The sequence below is a fragment of the Sphingomonas sp. AOB5 genome, from assembly GCF_029433115.1.
Taxonomy (GTDB): domain Bacteria; phylum Pseudomonadota; class Alphaproteobacteria; order Sphingomonadales; family Sphingomonadaceae; genus Sphingomonas.
Genome location: NZ_JARNTV010000028.1, coordinates 25,977 through 44,104, shown reverse-complemented (window position 1 = coordinate 44,104; position 18,128 = coordinate 25,977). Strand labels below are relative to the sequence as shown.

The following is an 18,128-nucleotide window of genomic DNA, read 5'->3' as shown; positions in this document are numbered from 1 at the left end:
CGAACCGCGCGCCCGCATCGGCCCGGCCCGACAGGCGCAGGAAGGTCAGCAGCATCTCGGTCCGCGACGCGCCGTCATCGGCGCTGGCCGCGCGCACGAACGCCCCGTCCGCCGTGCGATACTCACGGATCAGCGGATCGCTCCCCGCCCGTATCGTCGCGGTCAGCAGCACGACGTCCGTCTGCGCCCCACACAGAAGTTGCGCCTGCACCCGCCCGTCGACGCGCTGCACCTGCCCATCCGCCAGCTGCACCGCGGGCAACGCACGACATGGCGCCGCGCCGACACCCGTCCCCAGCCGGTCGGCTTCCCATCGCCGCAGCATCGCCCCGCCTGCCTTTTGATAGCGCGTCACCGTCATCCGGCCGGGAAACACGATCGTCGCGGGCACCGGCATTGCGGCCAGCGCCGCGGCATCCAGCACGCTCGCGCTGATCGATGCGGCCGGGCAATCGAAGATCACCGCGCCGGTCCGCACCGGATCGCGACTTAGCCGGAAGGGCGGCTCGAACAGCGGATCGCATGCCAGCGCCTCGACCAGGGGTGCCAGCAATGCCGACACCCACGCGCCATCGCCAAGCAACCCTTCAGCGAACGCCGCCGCATCGGCATCGTCCGCAAAACCCGCGCTCGCCGCCCGCCACGCCTCGCTCTCGCGCCAGCGCAGCGCCGTCTCGCGCGAAGCTGCCCGCGCCGCAGGGATCGCGGCCCGCACGGCTTCGGGCAGCGGGGTCATACGACCGCGACGGACTCGACCACCACCGAAACCAGGCTCACGATCAGCTCGAACACATCGTCGATCACGATCTCGCCCGCGCGCACCGATCCGTGCATCGCCACCTGCGTGCCGAGCTCGGCAATCTGCGCCACATCGATCTGGACCAGCCCCATCATCATTCCCCTGTCACCAGCGGGCAGCGGCGCCCGCACGCGAAAGGCTATCGGCGGCCCCGCTCCAGGCTAATTAAATCGCTGTAATGTTGGACAGTCCGCCCGCGCTTGCTAAGCGCGCCGCCATGACCTTCGTCTTCGATCCGGAACGCTTCTTCGATGGCGGCGCGCGCGGCCATGGCGGCCAGCTCGGCATCGGGCTGAACGCCTATGGCGCAGACTGGTGCGAGCTGACCCTGCCATATCGCGAGGATCTGGTCGGCGATCCCGAATCCGGCGTGCTCGCTTCCGGCCCGATCCTTGCGCTGATGGACATGGCGGCCAGCGTCGGCGTGTGGCTGAAGCTGGGCCAGTTCCATCCGCACGCCACGCTCGATCTGCGCATCGACTATCTGCGTCCTGCGGTCCCGGGAAAGACGGTGATCGGCCGCGGCGAATGCTATCGCGTCACGCGCTCGATCGCGTTCGTGCGCGGGCAGGCGCATGACGGTGATCCCGCCGATCCGCTCGCCCATGTCGCCGGCACCTTCATGACCACGGGAAGCTACAAGTGACGCTCCCGCCCTATGCCGCCATACTGGGCATCACGGTCGAGCCCGGCGAGGAAGCGCCGGTGCTGACGATGCCCTTTGGCGATCATGTCACCGGCCGTCCGGGTTTCCTGCATGGCGGCGCGATCGGCGGGCTGCTCGACGTCGCATCGATCGCGGCGCTGCGTCAGGCGCTCGCCGCGGAAGGCGGCGGACGCATCAAGCCGGTCAACGTCACGGTCGACTATATGCGCGGGGGCCGCGACAAACCGACCCATGCCCGCGGCCATGTTACCCGCCTCGGCAATCGCGTCGCCAATGTCGAGGTGATCGCGTGGCAGGATGACGAGACCAAGCCGATCGCGGCGGCGCGGATGAACTACCTGATCGTGAGGTAGGCCCGCGCCACCCATTCACTTCTTCGGCGTGATCTTCAGCATCCGCCCGTTCGATCCACGGCCGCCATCCTCCAGCACGAAGATCGCGCCATCGGGGCCTTCCTCCACCTCGCGGATGCGCGCGCCCATGCCCCACTGGTCGCCCTTGGTGGCATTGGTGCCGTCCACATCGACGCGGATCAGCGCCATGCTCGAAAGCCCGCCGATGAACAGGTCGCCGCGCCACTCCGGCCACAACTTGCCCGAATAGACCATCAGCCCGCCCGGCGAGATCGCCAGGTTCCACCACACCTTGGGCGGCTCAAACCCGTCGCCCGGCTTGTGATCGGGAATGTCGCGGCCGTCATAATGATCGCCGTTCGACACCGCCGGATAGCCATAATCCTTGCCCGGCAGGATCAGATTGACCTCGTCCCCGCCCTTGGGGCCCATTTCCTGTTCCCACAGATTGCCCTTCGCATCGAAGGCAATGCCGAGCAGGTTGCGATGGCCATAGGACCAGACCGCCGGATGGAAGCCCTTGGCGGCCAGCGGATTGCCCGCGGCCGGGGTGCCGTCATCGTTCAGGCGCAGCACTTTGCCCAGCGTCGCCTTGGGATCGTGCGCCGGATCGAACTTCTGGCGTTCGCCATTGGTGAAGAACAGATGGCCGTCCTTCGAAAAGGCGATCCGGCCCGAGAAATGCCCGTCGCCCGAGACATAGGGCGTCGCGCGGAAGATCACCTGGACATTCTCCAGCGCCGGTTCCGCACCGTCCTTCAGCGTGCCGCGCGCCAGCGCCACGCCCTTCAGCCCCTCGGCATTGGCTTCGGAGAAGCTGAAATAGACCAGCCGGTTCTGGGCGAACTTGGGATGGAGCACCACGTCCATCATCGCGCCCTGCCCCGCGCTGGAAACCGCGGGCGTGCCCGACACCACCTTGCGGTCCTTGCCATCGGCGGAGACCAGCAGGATCGGCCCGGCCTTCTCGGTCACCAGCATCCGCCCGTCGGGCAGGAAGGTCATCGCCCAGGGCGATTCGAAGTCTGCCACTTCGGTGACGGTGAAGGGCAGCGCCCCGCTCGCCGACTGGGCAACGGCATCATTGCCCTCGGTGCAGGCGGCGAGCAGCGCGATCGCGGGGATGAGCATGCGTGCGTTGGGCATCATGGGTCCTTTATCCTGTCTCGTCCGGGCAACGCGCGGGCGGCGCGGCGGGTCCGTGGGGCTGATCAAGACTGAGCCAATTCAATCCTCCCCCGCAAGGGGGAGGTGGCGCCGAAGGCGACGGAGGGGGAGGACTCTTCCAACACCTGTTGTCGAATCCTCCCCCTCCGTCAGGCTGCGCCTGACACCTCCCCCTGGCGGGGGAGGATTATCATTCACGCCACCGGGAAACCGCGGCGCTTGAACAGCGCCTTCACGTCCGGGTCGCGGCCGCGGAACGCGCGATAGGCTTCCTTGCGGTCGGTCTCGTTGCCGGTGGAGAGCAGGGTCAGGCGGAACCGGTCCGCCGTCTTCTTGTCCCACACGTCGCCGGTCTCGGTGAAGGCTTCCCAGGTGTCGGCGTCCATCGTTTCCGACCACAGGTACGAATAGTAACCGGCCGAATAGGCGTCCGACGAGAACAGGTGGTTGAACTGCGGCATGCGGTGGCGCAGCGCGATTTCCTTCGGCATGCCCAGCGCGCCCAGCGCTTCCTTCTCGAACGCGTCGATATCGGTCACCGGCGTCTCGCGATCGTGCAACTGCATGTCGAGGATCGCGCAGGCGAGATATTCCACCGTGTCGAAGCCCTGGTTGAAGGTCGACGATTTCTCGATCTTGTCGACCAGCGACTGCGGCATCGGCTCGCCGGTCTTGTAGTGTTTCGCGTACTTATCCAGCACGTCGCGGGTCAGCAGCCAGTTCTCGTTCACCTGGCTGGGATATTCCACGAAGTCGCGCGGCGTGCCGGCCAGCCCCGAATAGGTCACGTTCTGGAGCAGGCTGTGGATGCCATGGCCGAATTCGTGGAACAGGGTGGTCGCATCGTCGAGGCTGATCAGCGTCGGTTCGCCGGCGCCGCCCTTCACGAAGTTGTTGTTGTTCGAACCCAGCGTATTGGTGACGCCGCCGAACTTCTTCTGCCCGCGATAGCGCGTCGCCCAGGCGCCCGAACGCTTCCCCGAACGCGCATAATTGTCGAAATAGAAGATGCCGACATGCTTCTTGGTGACGCGGTTGGTCACTTCGAAGGTGCGCACGTTCGGATCGAACACCGGCACGTCCTTCACTTCCTTGAAGTCGAGATCGTACAGACGGCCCGCGGCGTACAGCGCGCCTTGCAGGATGTTGTTCAGCTCCAGATACGGCTTCACCTCGGCTTCATCGAGGTCGTACTTCTCCTTGCGGACCTTCTCCGCATAGAAGCGATAGTCCCAGGGCTCGATCTTGATGCCGGCGTTTTCCTTATCGGCCACCGCCTGCATGTCGGCCACTTCCTCGCCCACCCGCGCGCGGGCGGCGGGCCAGACCGACATCATCAGCTTCGATGCGTTGGCCGGCGTTTCCGCCATCGTGTCGTCCATGCGCAGGAAAGCGTGATTCTTGAAGCCGAGCAGCACTGCGCGGTCCTGACGCAGCTTCAGGATCTGCGCGATGATCGCCTTGGTGTCGTTGGCGTCTCCATTGTCGCCACGGCTGACGAATGCGCGCCACACCTTCTCGCGCAGCGCACGGTTGGTCGATGCCGCCAGGAAGGGCTGGACCGACGAGCGGGTGTTCACCACCGCCCATCCGGTTACCTTGCGTTCGTCCGCGGCGGACTTGAGCGACGCCTTGAAGCTGTCGGAGAGCCCTGCGAGATCGGCTTCGCTTTCGATGACGATCCAGGTTTCCTCGTCTGCCAGCACCTTGCGGCTGAACTCGGCATAGGCCGATGCGAGCGTCTGGTTGATCTTCGAAACCTCGGCGCGCTGCGCGTCGGACAGGAGCGCGCCGCGACGCACGAAGCCGCGATAGCTGCGCTCGAGCAGGCGGTTCTGCTGCGCATTCAGTCCCTGCGAGGCGCGCGTGTCGTACGCGCCCTTCACCCGGCCGAACAGCTTGGGATCGAGGAACAGCTCGTCATAGAATGCAGCCATTTTCGGGCTCCATTCGCGCGCGATCGCCTGGACCTCCTTGCCGGCCAGGTTGCTGGTGTAGACACCCCAGGCGGACTGGACCCGGTCCATCGTCTCGCCCGAAAGCTCCATCTTCTCGGACACGGTCTTGAAGGTCGGCTTGGTCTTGGCATCGCGGATCGCGTGGATCTCGGTGCGCAGCTCGCCCATCGCCGCTTCGAACGCCACCGGGAACATCGCCGGCGTGAACTTGTCCCAGGGCGGAGTGCCGCCATAATTGCCCGGCCAGGGCTTGAGCAAGGGCGAAGCATCGACGGCACCGGCCGCCTGCGCCAGCGCGGAGATCGCGCCGCCGAACTGCATGGCGGCGATTGTGGTGGCGGAGGCGAGCAGCGCCTGTCGGCGGGTCATGCGGGAAGTCATGCGGGATATGGCTCCGTGATATCGGGATGACACACCCTAGGCCGGATGATGCGAATAGCAACAGGGGCAGAGGCCGCGGAAACAACCGGTAACAATCTTCCGAAATGCTGAGCCTGTTTGGCCCCGGACATGTCCCGCAACCAAATCGCCTTCCCCAGCGAAGGCTGGGGCCCAGTTGCAAAGGTATCGGTTGGGAAGCGCAGTCCTCTCCACCTCCATCAGCCAGCCTGGGCCCCAGCCTTCGCTGGGGAAGGCAAGTAGGGGAAAGGCGCTCCATCTTCCGGCCAAGGCCCGCGACACAGCTTGACTCTTGCCGGATTGAGAACAAAATAGGAACATTCAATCGTTCCGAGTCGCCCCACGAGTCGCTGTATCATGGCCGATCCTGCCGTCCTGAAGCAATTGCGCGAGACGCTCAGCAGTCTCGAAACCGGGGGATTCCGCCGTCGCCCGGTGCTGCCCTTCGGGATCGATCGGGTCGATTCGCGGCTCGCCAATGGCGGCCTGCGCCTCGATGCGCTGCACGAGGTCGCGGCCGGATCGCACGACATGTCGGACGATTGCGCCGCCACCCTGTTCATGGCGGGAATCGCCGCGCGCGCCTGGGGGCCGGTGCTATGGGTGGTGCGCCGCCACGATCTGTTCGCGCCCGGCCTGTCGCAATCGGGCCTCGACGCCCAGCGCCTTCTTTATGCCGAGGCCGCCGACGATGCCGAGATGCTGGCAATCATGGAGGAAGGGCTGCGCCATCGCGGCCTTGGCGCGGTGATCGGCGAGGCCAAGCGGGCGGACATGACCGCCACCCGCCGCCTCCAGCTTGCCGCCGAGGGCGGGCGCACCATCGCGCTGCTGCTGCGCCGCCATGCCCGCGAAGGCGACGATCCGCTTTCAGCACCTTCCGCTGCGGTCACGCGCTGGCGGATCGGCTGCGCGCCATCCACGCCGCTCCCGGTCGAGGGCATTGGCCGGCCACGCTGGCACCTCGCGCTCGTCCGCCAGAAAGGCGGCGATCCCTTCAGCCAGCTTGTGGAGGCCTGCGATGAAACGGGTCGCTGCGCTCTGCCTGCCGCAATGGCCGATCGAACGGCTGCGACGGGCCGGGCGAACCGCCGCGCCGCCTGAAGCGGCCGCCTCTCCGATCCAGCCCGCACCCCGCAATGGCGGCTGGCGCCCGGGTGCCCGCTGGGCACGGGACGATTCCTTCAAATCCCCTCCGCGAGGACCAGCGTCGCGAGCGAGCCGCTCGTTGCAGCCTCCCCTCGTCACCAGCCTCCGCGAGGGCAGCCGCCAGACCATCGCCGCGGCCTGCCCGCATGCGCTCGCGCTCGGCCTGATGCCCGGCATGGCCCTCGCCCAGGCGCGCGTGCTGGTCCGCGGCCTCGATATCCGCCCCGCCGATCCGGAGGGCGATCTCGCATCGCTCCACGGCCTCGCGATCACCTTTGCGCGTCATTATTCGCCGATCGTCGCGATCGAGGGGAGCGACACGATCTTCCTCGAAACCACCGGAACCGATCATCTGTTCGGCGGCGAAGCCCGGATGGCGCGCCGCATCGTCCGCCTGCTCGCCCGGCTCGGCTTTACCGCACGAATTGCTATCGCCGATACGCCGGGCGCGGCTTGGGCACTGGCGCATCATGCCCGCGATCCCGTCACGCTATGTCCGCCCGGCGGCCATGCCGAAGCCATTGCCGGTCTCCCCACCGCATCGCTCCGCATCGAATCCGCGCAGGTCGAGCTGCTGCGCCGCTTCGGCATCGAACGCGTCGGCCAGCTTGCCGAAATCCCACGCGCGCCTTTGGTCAAACGGTTCGGCGCCACCATCGCCACGCGGATCAACCGCGCGCTGGGCACCCTACCCGAGCCGCTGCATCCGGTCATCCCGCCCCTGCACATCGCCACCGCGCGCCGCTTCGCCGAACCCATCCTGACCGAAGACGCCATCGCGCACTGGCTGGGCCAGCTCGTCCCCGAACTCGCCGAAGCGCTCGCACAGGCCGGCCTCGGCGCCCTCCGCCTCGAATTCGTCGCCGACCGTATCGACGGCGTGCCCCAGCGCATCCGCCTGGGTCTGGCCCGTCCCAACCGCGATCCCGCGCATCTGCTGCGCCTGCTCAAGCGCCGGATCGAGGATGTCGAACCGGGCTTCGGCATCGATTCGATCGCACTCCATGTCCGCCGCTCCGGCCCGCTCGGCCCCGAACCCTTTGTCGAACGGCTCGACGAGGAAGCCGCGCCCGATCTCGCGCCCTTGGTCGATACGCTCGCGACACGGATCGGCCTCGATCGGCTCTGGCGGATGCGTGCGGTCGAAAGCGACGTGCCTGAGCGCAGCGCCGCCCGCGGCCCCGTCCTCGACCCGCCCGAACGACCCGGCGCCCGCCTCAAACCAGGCGATGTTCGTCATCTTTCGCGCAATCCCATGCTCGAGCCCTGGCATCCGCACTGGCCCAAGCCCGCCCGCCTGCTCCGCCGCCCCGAGCGGATCGATCATGTCCTGGCCGAGCTGCCCGATCACGCCCCGCGCCGCTTCACCTGGCGCGGCGCCACGCATCGCATCGTTCGCGCCGACGGCCCCGAACGCGTGCATGGCGAATGGTGGAAACGCCGCAGCGAGACGCACAGCGTGCGCGATTATTTCCGCGTCGAGGACGATGAAGGCCATCGCTACTGGCTGTTCCGCAAGGGGGATGGCGAACGTGGCGTGACCGGCGATCTCAGCTGGTATCTGCACGGCATCTTCGGATGAGCTGGTGCGAGCTTCAGACGACCACGCATTACAGCTTCCTGCGTGGTGCGTCGGCGCCGGAGGAACTGTTCGCGTCCGCGGCCCTGATGGGCATGACCGCGCTCGGCGTGACCGATCGCAACTCGGTCGCGGGCGTCGTCCGTGCGCTGGTCGCAGCCGAGGTGACCGGCGTGAAGCTGGTCACCGGCTGCCGCCTCGATCTGGTCGACGGCACCGGCATCCTCGTCTGGCCCGAGGATCGCGCGGCGTGGAGCCGTCTCACCAGCCTGCTCACCCTCGGCAAGTCGCGCGCCGACGCCCAGCATGGCGAGAAGGGCAAATGCTTCCTCCATTGGGAGGACGTCGCGGCGCATTGCGGCGGATTGGTCGCCGCGCTGGTTCCGGGCATCGCCGATACCGGAGATGAACTGGCGCTGCGCTGGATGGCAGACGTGTTCGGCAGCGATCGCGGCCATCTGTGCCTGACCCATCATCGCCGTCCCGGTGATGCGATGCGCCTGCACCTGCTCGATCAGGCCGCCCGCCGCCACGGACTGTCCCCGCTCGCCACCGGGGACACGCTCTATCACCATCCCGACAAGCGCATGCTGCAGGACGTCGTTACCGCGATCCGCGAGAAATGCACGATCGACGAACTCGGCTTCCGCCGCGAACGCAATGCCGACCGGCACCTGAAACCGCCCGAGGAAATGGCGCGACGGATGCGTCGCTATCCCGAAGCGCTGATGGCCGCAGAGGCGATCGCCGAACGCTGCACCTTCACGCTGCGGGACCTCAAGCATCAGTATCCCGAAGAGAATGTGTTCCTCGGCAAGTCCCCGCAACAAGCCCTGCACGCGCTGTCATGGAACGGCCTGAAGCAGAAATTCGCGGGCAACCCGCCCCAGGCCTATCGCGACCTGCTGACTCATGAACTCGGTCTGGTCGAACAGATGGGCTATGCGCCCTATTTCCTGACCGTGAACTCGATCGTCCAGTTCGCAGTCAGCCAGCAGATCCTCTGCCAGGGCCGGGGCAGCGCCGCGAATTCGGTGATCTGCTATGTGCTCGGCATCACCTCGATCGATCCGATCAAGCACCAGCTGCTCTTCGAACGCTTCATCTCGACCGAGCGCCACGAGCCGCCCGATATCGATGTCGATTTCGAACATGAGCGGCGCGAGGAAGTGATCCAGTGGATCTACGAAAGCTATGGCCATGATCATGCCGCGCTGACCGCCGTGGTCAGCCGCTTCCGTTCGCGCGGCGCGTTGCGCGAGGTCGGCAAGGCGCTGGGCCTGCCCGAGGATCTGACCGCGGCCCTGTCGGGTCAGGTCTGGGGCTGGTCGAACGATGTCGACGACAGGCATGCCGATGCGCTCAATCTCGACAGAAACGATCATCGCATCGCGCTGATGCTGCAGCTGGCACGCGAACTGATCGGCACGCCGCGCCATCTGTCCCAGCATCCCGGCGGCTTCGTGCTGACGCGCGACAGGCTGCACGACCTGATCCCGGTCGAACCCGCGGCCATGATCGACCGGCGCGTCGTGGAATGGGAAAAGATCGATATCGAGGAACTCGGCTTCATGAAGGTCGATGTGCTCGGACTCGGCATGCTCGGCTGCATGCGGCGCTGTTTCGATCTGCTGGAGACGCGCAAGCAGATCAGGCTGAACCTGTCCTCATCCATCATGCAGGACAATGACGAGCCGACTTTCGAGATGATCCGCCGTGCCGACACGCTCGGCGTCTTCCAGATCGAGAGCCGCGCGCAGATGTCGATGCTGCCGCGGCTGAAGCCGGTCGATTTCTACGATATCGCGATCCAGGTCGCCATCGTCCGGCCGGGACCGATCCAGGGCAACATGGTGCACCCCTATCTGAAGCGGCGCGAGAATCCGAAGCTGGTCGATTATCCCTCGCCCGCACTGGAAACCGTGCTGAGAAAGACGCTCGGCGTGCCGCTGTTCCAGGAACAAGCGATGCAGGTGGCGATCGTCGGCGCGGGGTTCACCGCCAACGAAGCCGACAAGCTGCGGCGCGCCATGGCCAGTTTCAAGGCCGACGGCACGATCGGCGAGTTCCGTCCCAAGCTGCTCGCGGGCATGCGCGACAACGGGATCGGCGACGAATTCGCCGAACGGCTGGTCAAGCAGATCGAAGGCTTCAGCAATTATGGCTTCCCCGAAAGCCATGCCGCCAGTTTCGCCAAGATCGCAGTTGCGTCGTCCTGGATGAAGTGCCGCCATCCCGACATCTTCTGCGCGGCGCTGCTCAATTCGCAGCCGATGGGCTTCTATGCCCCCGCCCAGATCGTCCGCGACGCGCGCGAGCATGGCGTCGAGGTGCGGCCGGTCTGCATCAACGCCAGCGAATGGGACATGTCGGTCGAGCGCTATGTGTCCGGCTCCCGGCCCCCTCGGCATCCCGGCTTTTGCGGCACGGACGAAGACTGGCAGAACCTCTTGCCGCTGCGCCTCGGCATGCGCGCCGTTAAGGGACTGAGCGCGAAGGATGCCAACGACATCGTCGACGCGCGCATGGCCGGTGGCCCCTTCACCTCGATCGAGCAGGTCTGGCGGCGCACGAAGGTGAAGCCGGACGCGCTGGAATCTCTGGCCCGCGCAGATGCCTTCCACACACTCGGGCTGAACCGGCGTCAGGCGTTATGGGCGATCAAGGGCCTCCGCGACGCCCCGTTGCAGCTCCTGCTCGAAGCCGACGCACGGCAAGGCGTCATCGCGCCGGAAGCGCATGAGGCGCCGGTCGAACTGCAACCTCTCACCGATGGCCGCGAAGTGGTGGAGGATTATCGCGCCACCCAGCTCACGCTGCGCATGCACCCCGTCCATTTTCTGCGTGGCCGGCTCGATCTGCAAGGCATCCGGCGTTGCGGCGATCTCGCTTCCATCAAGGACGGCGCGCATGTCGAAGTCGCGGGGCTCATCCTCGTGCGTCAGCGGCCCGGCAGCGCCAATGGCGTGGTCTTCATCACGCTGGAAGACGAGACCGGCATCGCCAACGCGATTCTGTGGCGCGACCGGTTCGAGGCAAATCGCCGGACGGTAATGACGGCGACGATGCTGGCGATCCGCGGCCGCGTCCAGAAGGAAGGGCTGGTGATCCATCTGGTCGCCGACAGCCTGACCGACCTGACTCCGATGCTGCGCACCATCGGCGATCTCGACCTGCCCCGCATGACCATGCCCGGCGACGGCGCCACCCATGGCGGCACGATCGACCCGCGCGACCGCCTCAACCTGCCCCGTCAGCGCGCATTGGAAAGCTGGCCGCCCCGGTCAGGTGGCCGCGACGACGATGTCATCCCGGTGCGCTCGCATGATTTCCATTGATCACCTGCTGGACAAATGGTCGGCGCACGATGGCCCGTTGCCCGCCTATCTCTTCTTCAAGCCATCGGTCGCGATCGCTACAGAGATGGAACAGACTCGCCGCATGCTTGGCATCATCAGCAATTATGGCGCCAACCGCTTTCATTCCACCATCGCGCTAATCGGCGATCTCCGCGCGCTGACCCGCGACGATCTCGCACGCCTCGGCGAAGCGATCAGGCTGCTGGACGCAAGGCCATTTGACGTCGTGCTCGACCATGTCCGAGGCCGGGAGCTCAGAGGCAGCGATATGAAGGCCTACCGATCCTTTCGACACGCGCTGGCTGCGGCCTTCGCCCGGGTCGGCCTATCCGGGCCTATAAAGAAGGGCACACCTCATGTTTCGTTGACCTATGGCGTCGCACCGGACGGTTTCCGCTCGATCGCGCCGATCCGCTGGCCGGTCGATGAATTGCTTTTCGCCGTCAGCATCCATGGCAAGGGACGGCACGAACCAATTGCCAACTGGCAGTTGGTCCCCCGCCAGGGATCGCTCGACTTCTAGCCCGCCGTCACCACCTGTTCGATCGTCCCGAAGATCGGGTGATGCTTGTCGTCCTCGGCCCAGATGCGGACGGTGTCGCCGGCCTTCAGGAACGGCGTCTCGGGCTTGCCGCGCAGGATCGTTTCCACCGTGCGCACTTCGGCGAGGCAGGAATAGCCCACGCCGCCCTCGGCGATCGGCTTGCCCGGGCCGCCGTCGCTGTCGCGGTTCGAAACGGTGCCCGATCCGATGATCGTGCCGGCGCCCAGCGCGCGGGTCTTGGCCGCATGCGCGATCAGCACCCCGAAATCGAAGGTCATGTCCTCGCCCGCTTCCGCGCGGCCGAACGGCTGACCGTTCAGGTCGACCATCAGCTTGCGGTGCAGCTTGCCGTCCTTCCACCAGTCGCCCAGCGCGTCCGGCGTCACGAACACCGGCGAGAAGGCACTAGCGGGCTTGGACTGGAAAAAGCCGAAACCCTTGGCCAGTTCGCCCGGGATCAGGTTGCGCAGCGAAACGTCGTTGGTCAGGCCCACCAGCCGCACCGCGGCCAGCGCTTCTTCGCGGCTGGCGCCCAGCGGCACGTCGCCGGTCACCACCACGACTTCGGCCTCAAGGTCGCAGCCCCAGCTCTCGTCCTTCAGCGGGATCGGATCGCGCGGCCCCAGGAACCCGTCCGATCCGCCCTGATACATCAGCGGATCGTGCCAGAAGCTGTCGGGCATGTCGGCGGCACGCGCCTGACGCACCAGCGCGACATGGTTCACATAGGCCGATCCGTCGGCCCATTGATAGGCGCGCGGCAGCGGTGCGGCAGCCTGACGCTCATGGAAGCGCATCATCGGGATGGCTTCGTGATCGAGATCGGTCTGGAGGTTGCGCAGATCGGCCTCCACCTGATCCCAATCGTCCAGCGCGGCCTGCATCGTCGGCGCGATGGCGGTGGCGTCGGCGCACCAGGCGAGATCGTTCGATACGACGACGAGTCGGCCGTCGCGGCCCTGCTTGAGGCTGGCTAGTTTCATTTGTTACTTTCTCCTCGCACCTCTCCTTAGACAGCATCGCCGATAAGTCGAGCGGTTGACAGCCCCGTCGTGCGCCGCAACGGTCGGACGATGAGTCCGGTGCTGCCCTTTCTCGATCATGACGGCGAAATGGCGCAGCGCATCCGCGACATGGACTGGTCGGCGCACCCGCTTGGGAACCCGGAAACCTGGCCCCAGCCGCTTCGCTTCGCGCTCGATACCGCACTGGCCTCGTCCTTTCCCACCGCGATCTATTGGGGGCCGGACTTCCACCTGCTCTACAACGACGCCTGGTCGTCGATCCCGGCCGAGCGCCACCCGGCGGCGCTGGGCAAGCCGGGCGCCGAGATCTGGCCCGAGATCTGGGATATCGTCGGCCCGCAGATGCAGGCCGCGGTCGCCAGCCGCACCGGCTTCGCCGCCTATGACCAGCCGCTCAGCATGATGCGCGCCGGCAGCCTGCGCGACACCTGGTGGAATTACAGCTTCACCCCGATCCGCGACGAATCGGGCAAGGTGCTGGGCCTGCTCAACCAGGGCAACGAGACGACTCGCTTCGTGCTGGCCGAAAAGCGCCGCTCCGCGCAGGTCGACCGGCTGCGCGAGCTGTTCGAACAGGCGCCGTCCGCGGTCGCGCTGCTCAGCGGCGCGGATCATGTGGTCGAAATGGCCAACCCGGCCTATCTCGAGCTGATCGGCGGCCGCGACGTGCTGGGCAAGCCGCTGGCCGAGGCGCTGCCCGAGGTGGTCGATCAGGGCTTTATCGAGCTGCTCGACCGGGTCCGCGCCAGCGGCGTGGCCTTCCGCGCCAACGGCACCCCGGTCCAGCTCCAGCGCATCCCCGGCGCCGAACCAGAAACGCGGGTTCTCGATTTCGTCTATCAGCCGATCAAGAATGCCGGCGGGCAGACCCGAGCGATCTTCGTCGAGGCGACCGACGTCACCGATCGCGCCAATGCCGAAAAGGCGCTGCGCCACAGCCAGGAACGGCTCCAGATCGCGCTCGACGCCTCGCTTGGCATCGGCATCTGGGATTACGACGTGCCGCGCGATCACGTCACCGGCGATGCGCGCTTCGCCGAATTGTTCGGCATGCCGCCCGAGTTGCTGGCCGCAGGCGGATCGATGACCGCATTCTATCCGCTGGTCCATCCGGCCGATCGCGAGCGGGTACGCAATGCGATCCAGGCATCGATGGCCAGCGGCGTCCCCTATCATATCGAGTATCGCATCGTCCGCCCCGACGGCTCCGAGCGCTGGCTGAGCGCGCAGGGCCGCTGCTCGTTCGAAGACGGCAAGCCGCAGCGCTTCGCTGGGGTCAGCTTCGACGTGACCGAGCGGCGCAACGCCGAGGAAGCCGCGCACGCCGCTGCCGAGGATCTGCAGCACGCCTATGAGACCCAGGCCTTCATCTATGCGCTGGCCGAACAGCAGCGCGGCCTCGATACGCCCGAAGCGATCATGCACCTCACCGCCGCGGCGCTGGCACGGCGCATGCGGCTCGACCGGGTCGGCTTCTACCGGGTGTTCGCCAGCGGCCTGATCCAGTTCGGCCCCAGCTGGGTCAGCGACAAGCTGCCCGCGCTGGAAGGCACCATGTCCGCCGAACAAGTCGCCTTTACCGCAGGACGCTATCGCAGCGGGCAGACGGTGGTGATGCGCGACACCGCGCGCGAGCATCCCGATCAGGCGATGGGCCGCATCTCGCCCGCGGGGATCGGCGTGCCCCTGCTGCGCAACGGCATCTGGGTGGCGACGATGTACGTCAACAGCTCCGAGACGCGCGACTGGAGCGACGAGGAGATCCGCTTCGTCGAGGGCGTCGCCGAGATCTCATGGGACGCGGTCGAACGCGTCGGCGCGTCGCAGGCGCTGCGGGAGAGCGAGGAGAAATTCCGCGCCATCGCCAATTCGATCGACCAGATGGTCTGGTCGACCCGGCCTGACGGCTATCACGATTATTACAATGATCGCTGGTACGAATATACCGGCGTGCCCCCCGGCAGCACCGATGGCGAGGCGTGGAACGGCATGTTCCATCCCGAGGATCAGGAGCGTGCCTGGGCGGTGTGGCGCCACAGCCTCGAAACCGGCGATCATTATCGCATCGAATATCGGCTGCGGCATCACAGCGGCGAATATCGCTGGGTGCTGGGATCGGCCCAGCCGGTGCGCGACGATGCAGGGACGATCACCCGCTGGTTCGGCACCTGCACCGATATCCAGGATATCGTCGACGCGCGCGAAGTGCTCAGCCGATCGCGCGCCGAACTGGAGCGCGCGGTCGAGGAACGTACCCGCCAGCTGATGACCGCCGAGCAGCAGCTGCGTCAGGCACAGAAGATGGAAGCGGTCGGCCAGCTGACCGGCGGCATAGCGCATGATTTCAACAACATGCTCGCGGTGGTGATCGGCGCGCTCGACCTGCTCGAACGGCGCATCTCGCAGGGCCGCACCGATGTCGAGCGCTACGTCACCGCCGCACGCGACGGCGCCACCCGCGCCGCGGCGCTCACCCAGCGGCTGCTCGCCTTTTCCCGCCAGCAGCCGCTTGCACCCGTGGCGGTCGATGCCAACCGGACCATCTCGGAAATGACCGAGCTGCTGATCCGCACGCTGGGCGAGGATATAAGGATCGAGACGCGCCTGCCCGGCAGCCTGCGCCACGCCATGGCCGATCCCAGCCAGCTCGAGAACATGATCCTCAACCTGTCGGTCAACGCCCGCGACGCGATGCCGCAGGGCGGGTTGCTGATCATCGAGACGGACAATTGCACCATCGACGGCGCGGAGGCGATCGCGTTCGGCATCGCCACGGGCGACTATGTGATGATCGCAGTGGCGGATACCGGCATCGGCATGTCCAGCACCGTCGCCGCGCGCGCCTTCGATCCCTTCTTCACCACCAAGGATGTCGGCAAGGGCACTGGCCTCGGCCTCAGCCAGGTGTTCGGCTTCGTCCGCCAGTCGGGCGGCCATGTCCGCATCGATTCTGAGGAAGGCCGCGGCACGATCGTCCGCGTCTACCTGCCCGTCCACGAAGGCGACCTCGCCCATATCGAGCGCAATGCCGCCCCTGCCGAGCTACCCCGCGGACGCGAGGACGAGATCGTGCTGGTGGTCGAGGACGAGGAGCGTGTGCGCAACTATTCAGTCGAGGCGCTGCGCGAGCTTGGTTACACCGTGCTCGACGCGCCCGACGGCCCGCACGCACTGCGCATCATCGAAAGCGGCCAGTCCGTAACCCTGCTCTTCACCGATATCGTCATGCCCGAAATGACCGGCCGCGAACTTGCCGAGCGCGCTTCGCAGCACCTGCCGGGGCTGAAGCTGCTCTTCACCAGCGGCTATTCGCGCGAAGCGGTAAGTTCCGAAGCCGACACGGTGTTGGCAAAGCCGTTTTCGCTCGACCAGCTCGCCATCCGAATCCGCGCCGCGCTGGACGGGTAGAATATAGCCCTTGACGCACGAGCCTCGGAGCGCCATTCGCGCCGCGGCTTCGGGCGATGTGCCCCGCCCTTGTACAGCCCATGCCGCCGAGTCCTGTCGAAGGGCGGCTTCGGGTCCGCCCGGCAGGCGGAGACTTGTATCCATGGCAAATGTCGCAGTGATCGGCGCCCAATGGGGTGACGAGGGCAAGGGCAAGATCGTCGACTGGCTCGCCGAGCGCGCCGATGTCGTCGTCCGCTTTCAGGGCGGGCACAATGCCGGCCACACGCTGGTGGTGGGCGAAAAGGTCTACAAGCTCTCGCTGCTTCCTTCCGGCATTGTCCGCGGCACGCCTTCGGTGATCGGCAACGGCGTCGTCCTCGATCCGTGGCACCTGAAGTCCGAGATCGAGAAGCTGCGCGGCCAGGGCGTCGACGTCACGCCCGACACGCTCAAGATCGCCGACACCTGCCCGCTGATCCTGCCGCTGCACGGCGAACTGGACGGGATGCGCGAGGATGCCAGCGGCACCGGCAAGATCGGCACGACGCGCCGTGGAATCGGCCCGGCCTATGAGGACAAGGTCGGCCGCCGCGCGATCCGCGTGTGCGACCTCGCCCATCTCCACGAACTCGGGCCGCAGATCGACCGCCTGCTCGCGCATCACGATGCGCTGCGCGCCGGCTTCGGTGCTGCCCCGATCGATCGCGCCGCGCTGATGGCCCAGCTCGAGGAGATTGCCGGCTTCGTCCTGCCCTTCGCCGAGCCGGTCTGGCGGATGCTGCACGAGGCGCGCTCGCGCGGCCGCCGCATCCTGTTCGAAGGTGCACAGGGCGTACTGCTGGATATCGACCACGGCACCTATCCGTTCGTCACCTCGTCGAACACGGTGGCGGGTACCGCCGCGTCGGGCACCGGCCTTGGCCCCAACGCGGTCGGCTTCGTGCTGGGCATCACCAAGGCCTACACCACCCGCGTCGGCTCCGGCCCCTTCCCGACCGAGCAGGATAACGAGACCGGCGAGCGGCTCGGCACGCGCGGGCATGAGTTCGGCACCGTCACCGGCCGCAAGCGCCGCTGCGGCTGGTTCGACGCCGTGCTGGTGCGCCAGTCGGCCGCGGTCTCGGGCATCACCGGCATCGCGCTGACCAAGATCGATGTGCTCGACGGGTTCGACGAAGTGCAGATCTGCACCGGCTATAAGCTGCGCGGCGAGACGCTGGACTATTACCCGTCCAACGCCGCCGATCAGGCCGCGATCGAACCGGTTTACGAGTCCATGCCCGGCTGGCAGGAATCGACCGCGGGCGCGCGCAGCTGGGCCGATCTCCCGGCACAGGCGATCAAATATATCCGCCGCATCGAAGAGCTGATCCAGTGCCCGGTGGCGCTGGTTTCGACCAGCCCCGAGCGCGAGGATACGATCCTGGTCCGCGATCCGTTCGCGGATTGATCAGCCGATATCGCGGGCGAGTTGTATGACCTTGTCGTAAAGCTCGCCCGAAACGGCGGTCCCCGCGAGCTTCGCCGCGTGACTGCGCCGCACCGACCAGTCCGCACCCGACCAGCCTTTCGCAGCGACAAAGGCGTCCAGATCGGCGCGCGACACCTCGTCGCGTCCTGCCGCGATGGAAATCAGCATCGACGCCAGATGGTGCTGGTCGCGATCCCGATCGAGCCGGGCCTTGCGTGCGCCGAAGATAGTGCCGAGCAATCCGGTCGCGCCGCACAGCACAAGGACC

General features: G+C 66.7%; 14 protein-coding genes. 8 read left to right on the top strand and 6 right to left on the bottom strand.

The window, feature by feature from the left end:
- Together P1X14_RS13175 and P1X14_RS13170 are read right to left on the bottom strand one after the other, a co-directional pair.
- Window positions 1–736, bottom strand: a 736-nt coding sequence (locus P1X14_RS13175) for a hypothetical protein (RefSeq protein WP_277315835.1), incomplete at its 3' end; no start/stop codon positions are given.
- Window positions 733–891 carry a hypothetical protein gene (locus P1X14_RS13170; RefSeq protein ID WP_277315834.1) on the bottom strand — a complete coding sequence of 53 codons (159 nt, stop codon included), beginning with the start codon at window positions 889–891 and terminating at the stop codon, window positions 733–735. The genes P1X14_RS13170 and P1X14_RS13175, both read right to left, overlap by 4 nt.
- A gap of 125 nt (window positions 892–1,016) precedes the next feature.
- On the opposite strand from P1X14_RS13170, the gene P1X14_RS13165 reads away from it, so the two are divergent.
- The gene (locus P1X14_RS13165) at window positions 1,017–1,445 is read left to right on the top strand and encodes a PaaI family thioesterase (protein WP_277315833.1); all 429 of its coding nucleotides are present in this window, start codon (window positions 1,017–1,019) and stop codon (window positions 1,443–1,445) included.
- On the top strand, window positions 1,442–1,819 hold the full coding sequence (locus P1X14_RS13160) for a PaaI family thioesterase (protein WP_277315832.1): 378 nt from the start codon (window positions 1,442–1,444) through the stop codon (window positions 1,817–1,819). The genes P1X14_RS13165 and P1X14_RS13160 overlap by 4 nt, the downstream gene beginning before the upstream one ends.
- A 15-nt stretch (window positions 1,820–1,834) precedes the next feature.
- Here P1X14_RS13160 and P1X14_RS13155 read toward each other — a convergent pair whose 3' ends face one another.
- Together P1X14_RS13155 and P1X14_RS13150 are read right to left on the bottom strand one after the other, a co-directional pair.
- Window positions 1,835–2,965 (bottom strand): PQQ-dependent sugar dehydrogenase, encoded by a 1,131-nt coding sequence (locus tag P1X14_RS13155; protein WP_277315839.1) that lies wholly within the window; start codon window positions 2,963–2,965, stop codon window positions 1,835–1,837.
- 215 nt (window positions 2,966–3,180) lie between these two features.
- The gene (locus P1X14_RS13150) at window positions 3,181–5,313 is read right to left on the bottom strand and encodes a M3 family metallopeptidase (RefSeq protein WP_277315830.1); all 2,133 of its coding nucleotides are present in this window, start codon (window positions 5,311–5,313) and stop codon (window positions 3,181–3,183) included.
- A 387-nt stretch (window positions 5,314–5,700) separates the two neighbouring features.
- Between P1X14_RS13150 and P1X14_RS13145 the strand changes: the two genes are divergently transcribed.
- The 4 genes from P1X14_RS13145 (at window position 5,701) to P1X14_RS13130 (ending at window position 11,953) form a co-directional block, all read left to right on the top strand.
- Entirely contained in the window at window positions 5,701–6,447 is a 747-nt protein-coding gene (locus P1X14_RS13145; protein ID WP_277315829.1) for a protein ImuA, read from the top strand.
- 124 nt (window positions 6,448–6,571) lie between these two features.
- Window positions 6,572–8,074, top strand: a complete 1,503-nt coding sequence (locus P1X14_RS13140) for a DNA polymerase Y family protein (protein WP_277315828.1) — start codon at window positions 6,572–6,574, stop codon at window positions 8,072–8,074.
- The gene (locus P1X14_RS13135) at window positions 8,071–11,409 is read left to right on the top strand and encodes an error-prone DNA polymerase (RefSeq protein ID WP_277315827.1); all 3,339 of its coding nucleotides are present in this window, start codon (window positions 8,071–8,073) and stop codon (window positions 11,407–11,409) included. Before P1X14_RS13140 ends, P1X14_RS13135 begins: the two co-directional genes overlap by 4 nt.
- The gene (locus P1X14_RS13130) at window positions 11,396–11,953 is read left to right on the top strand and encodes a hypothetical protein (protein WP_277315826.1); all 558 of its coding nucleotides are present in this window, start codon (window positions 11,396–11,398) and stop codon (window positions 11,951–11,953) included. The genes P1X14_RS13135 and P1X14_RS13130 overlap by 14 nt, the downstream gene beginning before the upstream one ends.
- On the opposite strand, the gene P1X14_RS13125 is transcribed toward P1X14_RS13130, so the two are convergent.
- Window positions 11,950–12,957 (bottom strand): fumarylacetoacetate hydrolase family protein, encoded by a 1,008-nt coding sequence (locus P1X14_RS13125; protein WP_277315825.1) that lies wholly within the window; start codon window positions 12,955–12,957, stop codon window positions 11,950–11,952. The genes P1X14_RS13130 and P1X14_RS13125 overlap by 4 nt on opposite strands.
- Window positions 12,958–13,047: 90 nt before the next feature.
- On the opposite strand from P1X14_RS13125, the gene P1X14_RS13120 reads away from it, so the two are divergent.
- Window positions 13,048–16,407, top strand: coding sequence for a PAS domain-containing protein (locus P1X14_RS13120; RefSeq protein ID WP_277315824.1), 3,360 nt, complete (start codon window positions 13,048–13,050; stop codon window positions 16,405–16,407).
- 142 nt (window positions 16,408–16,549) lie between these two features.
- Entirely contained in the window at window positions 16,550–17,839 is a 1,290-nt protein-coding gene (locus P1X14_RS13115; protein ID WP_277315823.1) for an adenylosuccinate synthase, read from the top strand.
- Here P1X14_RS13115 and P1X14_RS13110 read toward each other — a convergent pair whose 3' ends face one another.
- Window positions 17,840–18,100: a hypothetical protein gene (locus P1X14_RS13110; RefSeq protein ID WP_277315822.1), complete on the bottom strand. Its 261-nt coding sequence runs from the start codon at window positions 18,098–18,100 to the stop codon at window positions 17,840–17,842.
- Window positions 18,101–18,128: the final 28 nt, after the last annotated feature.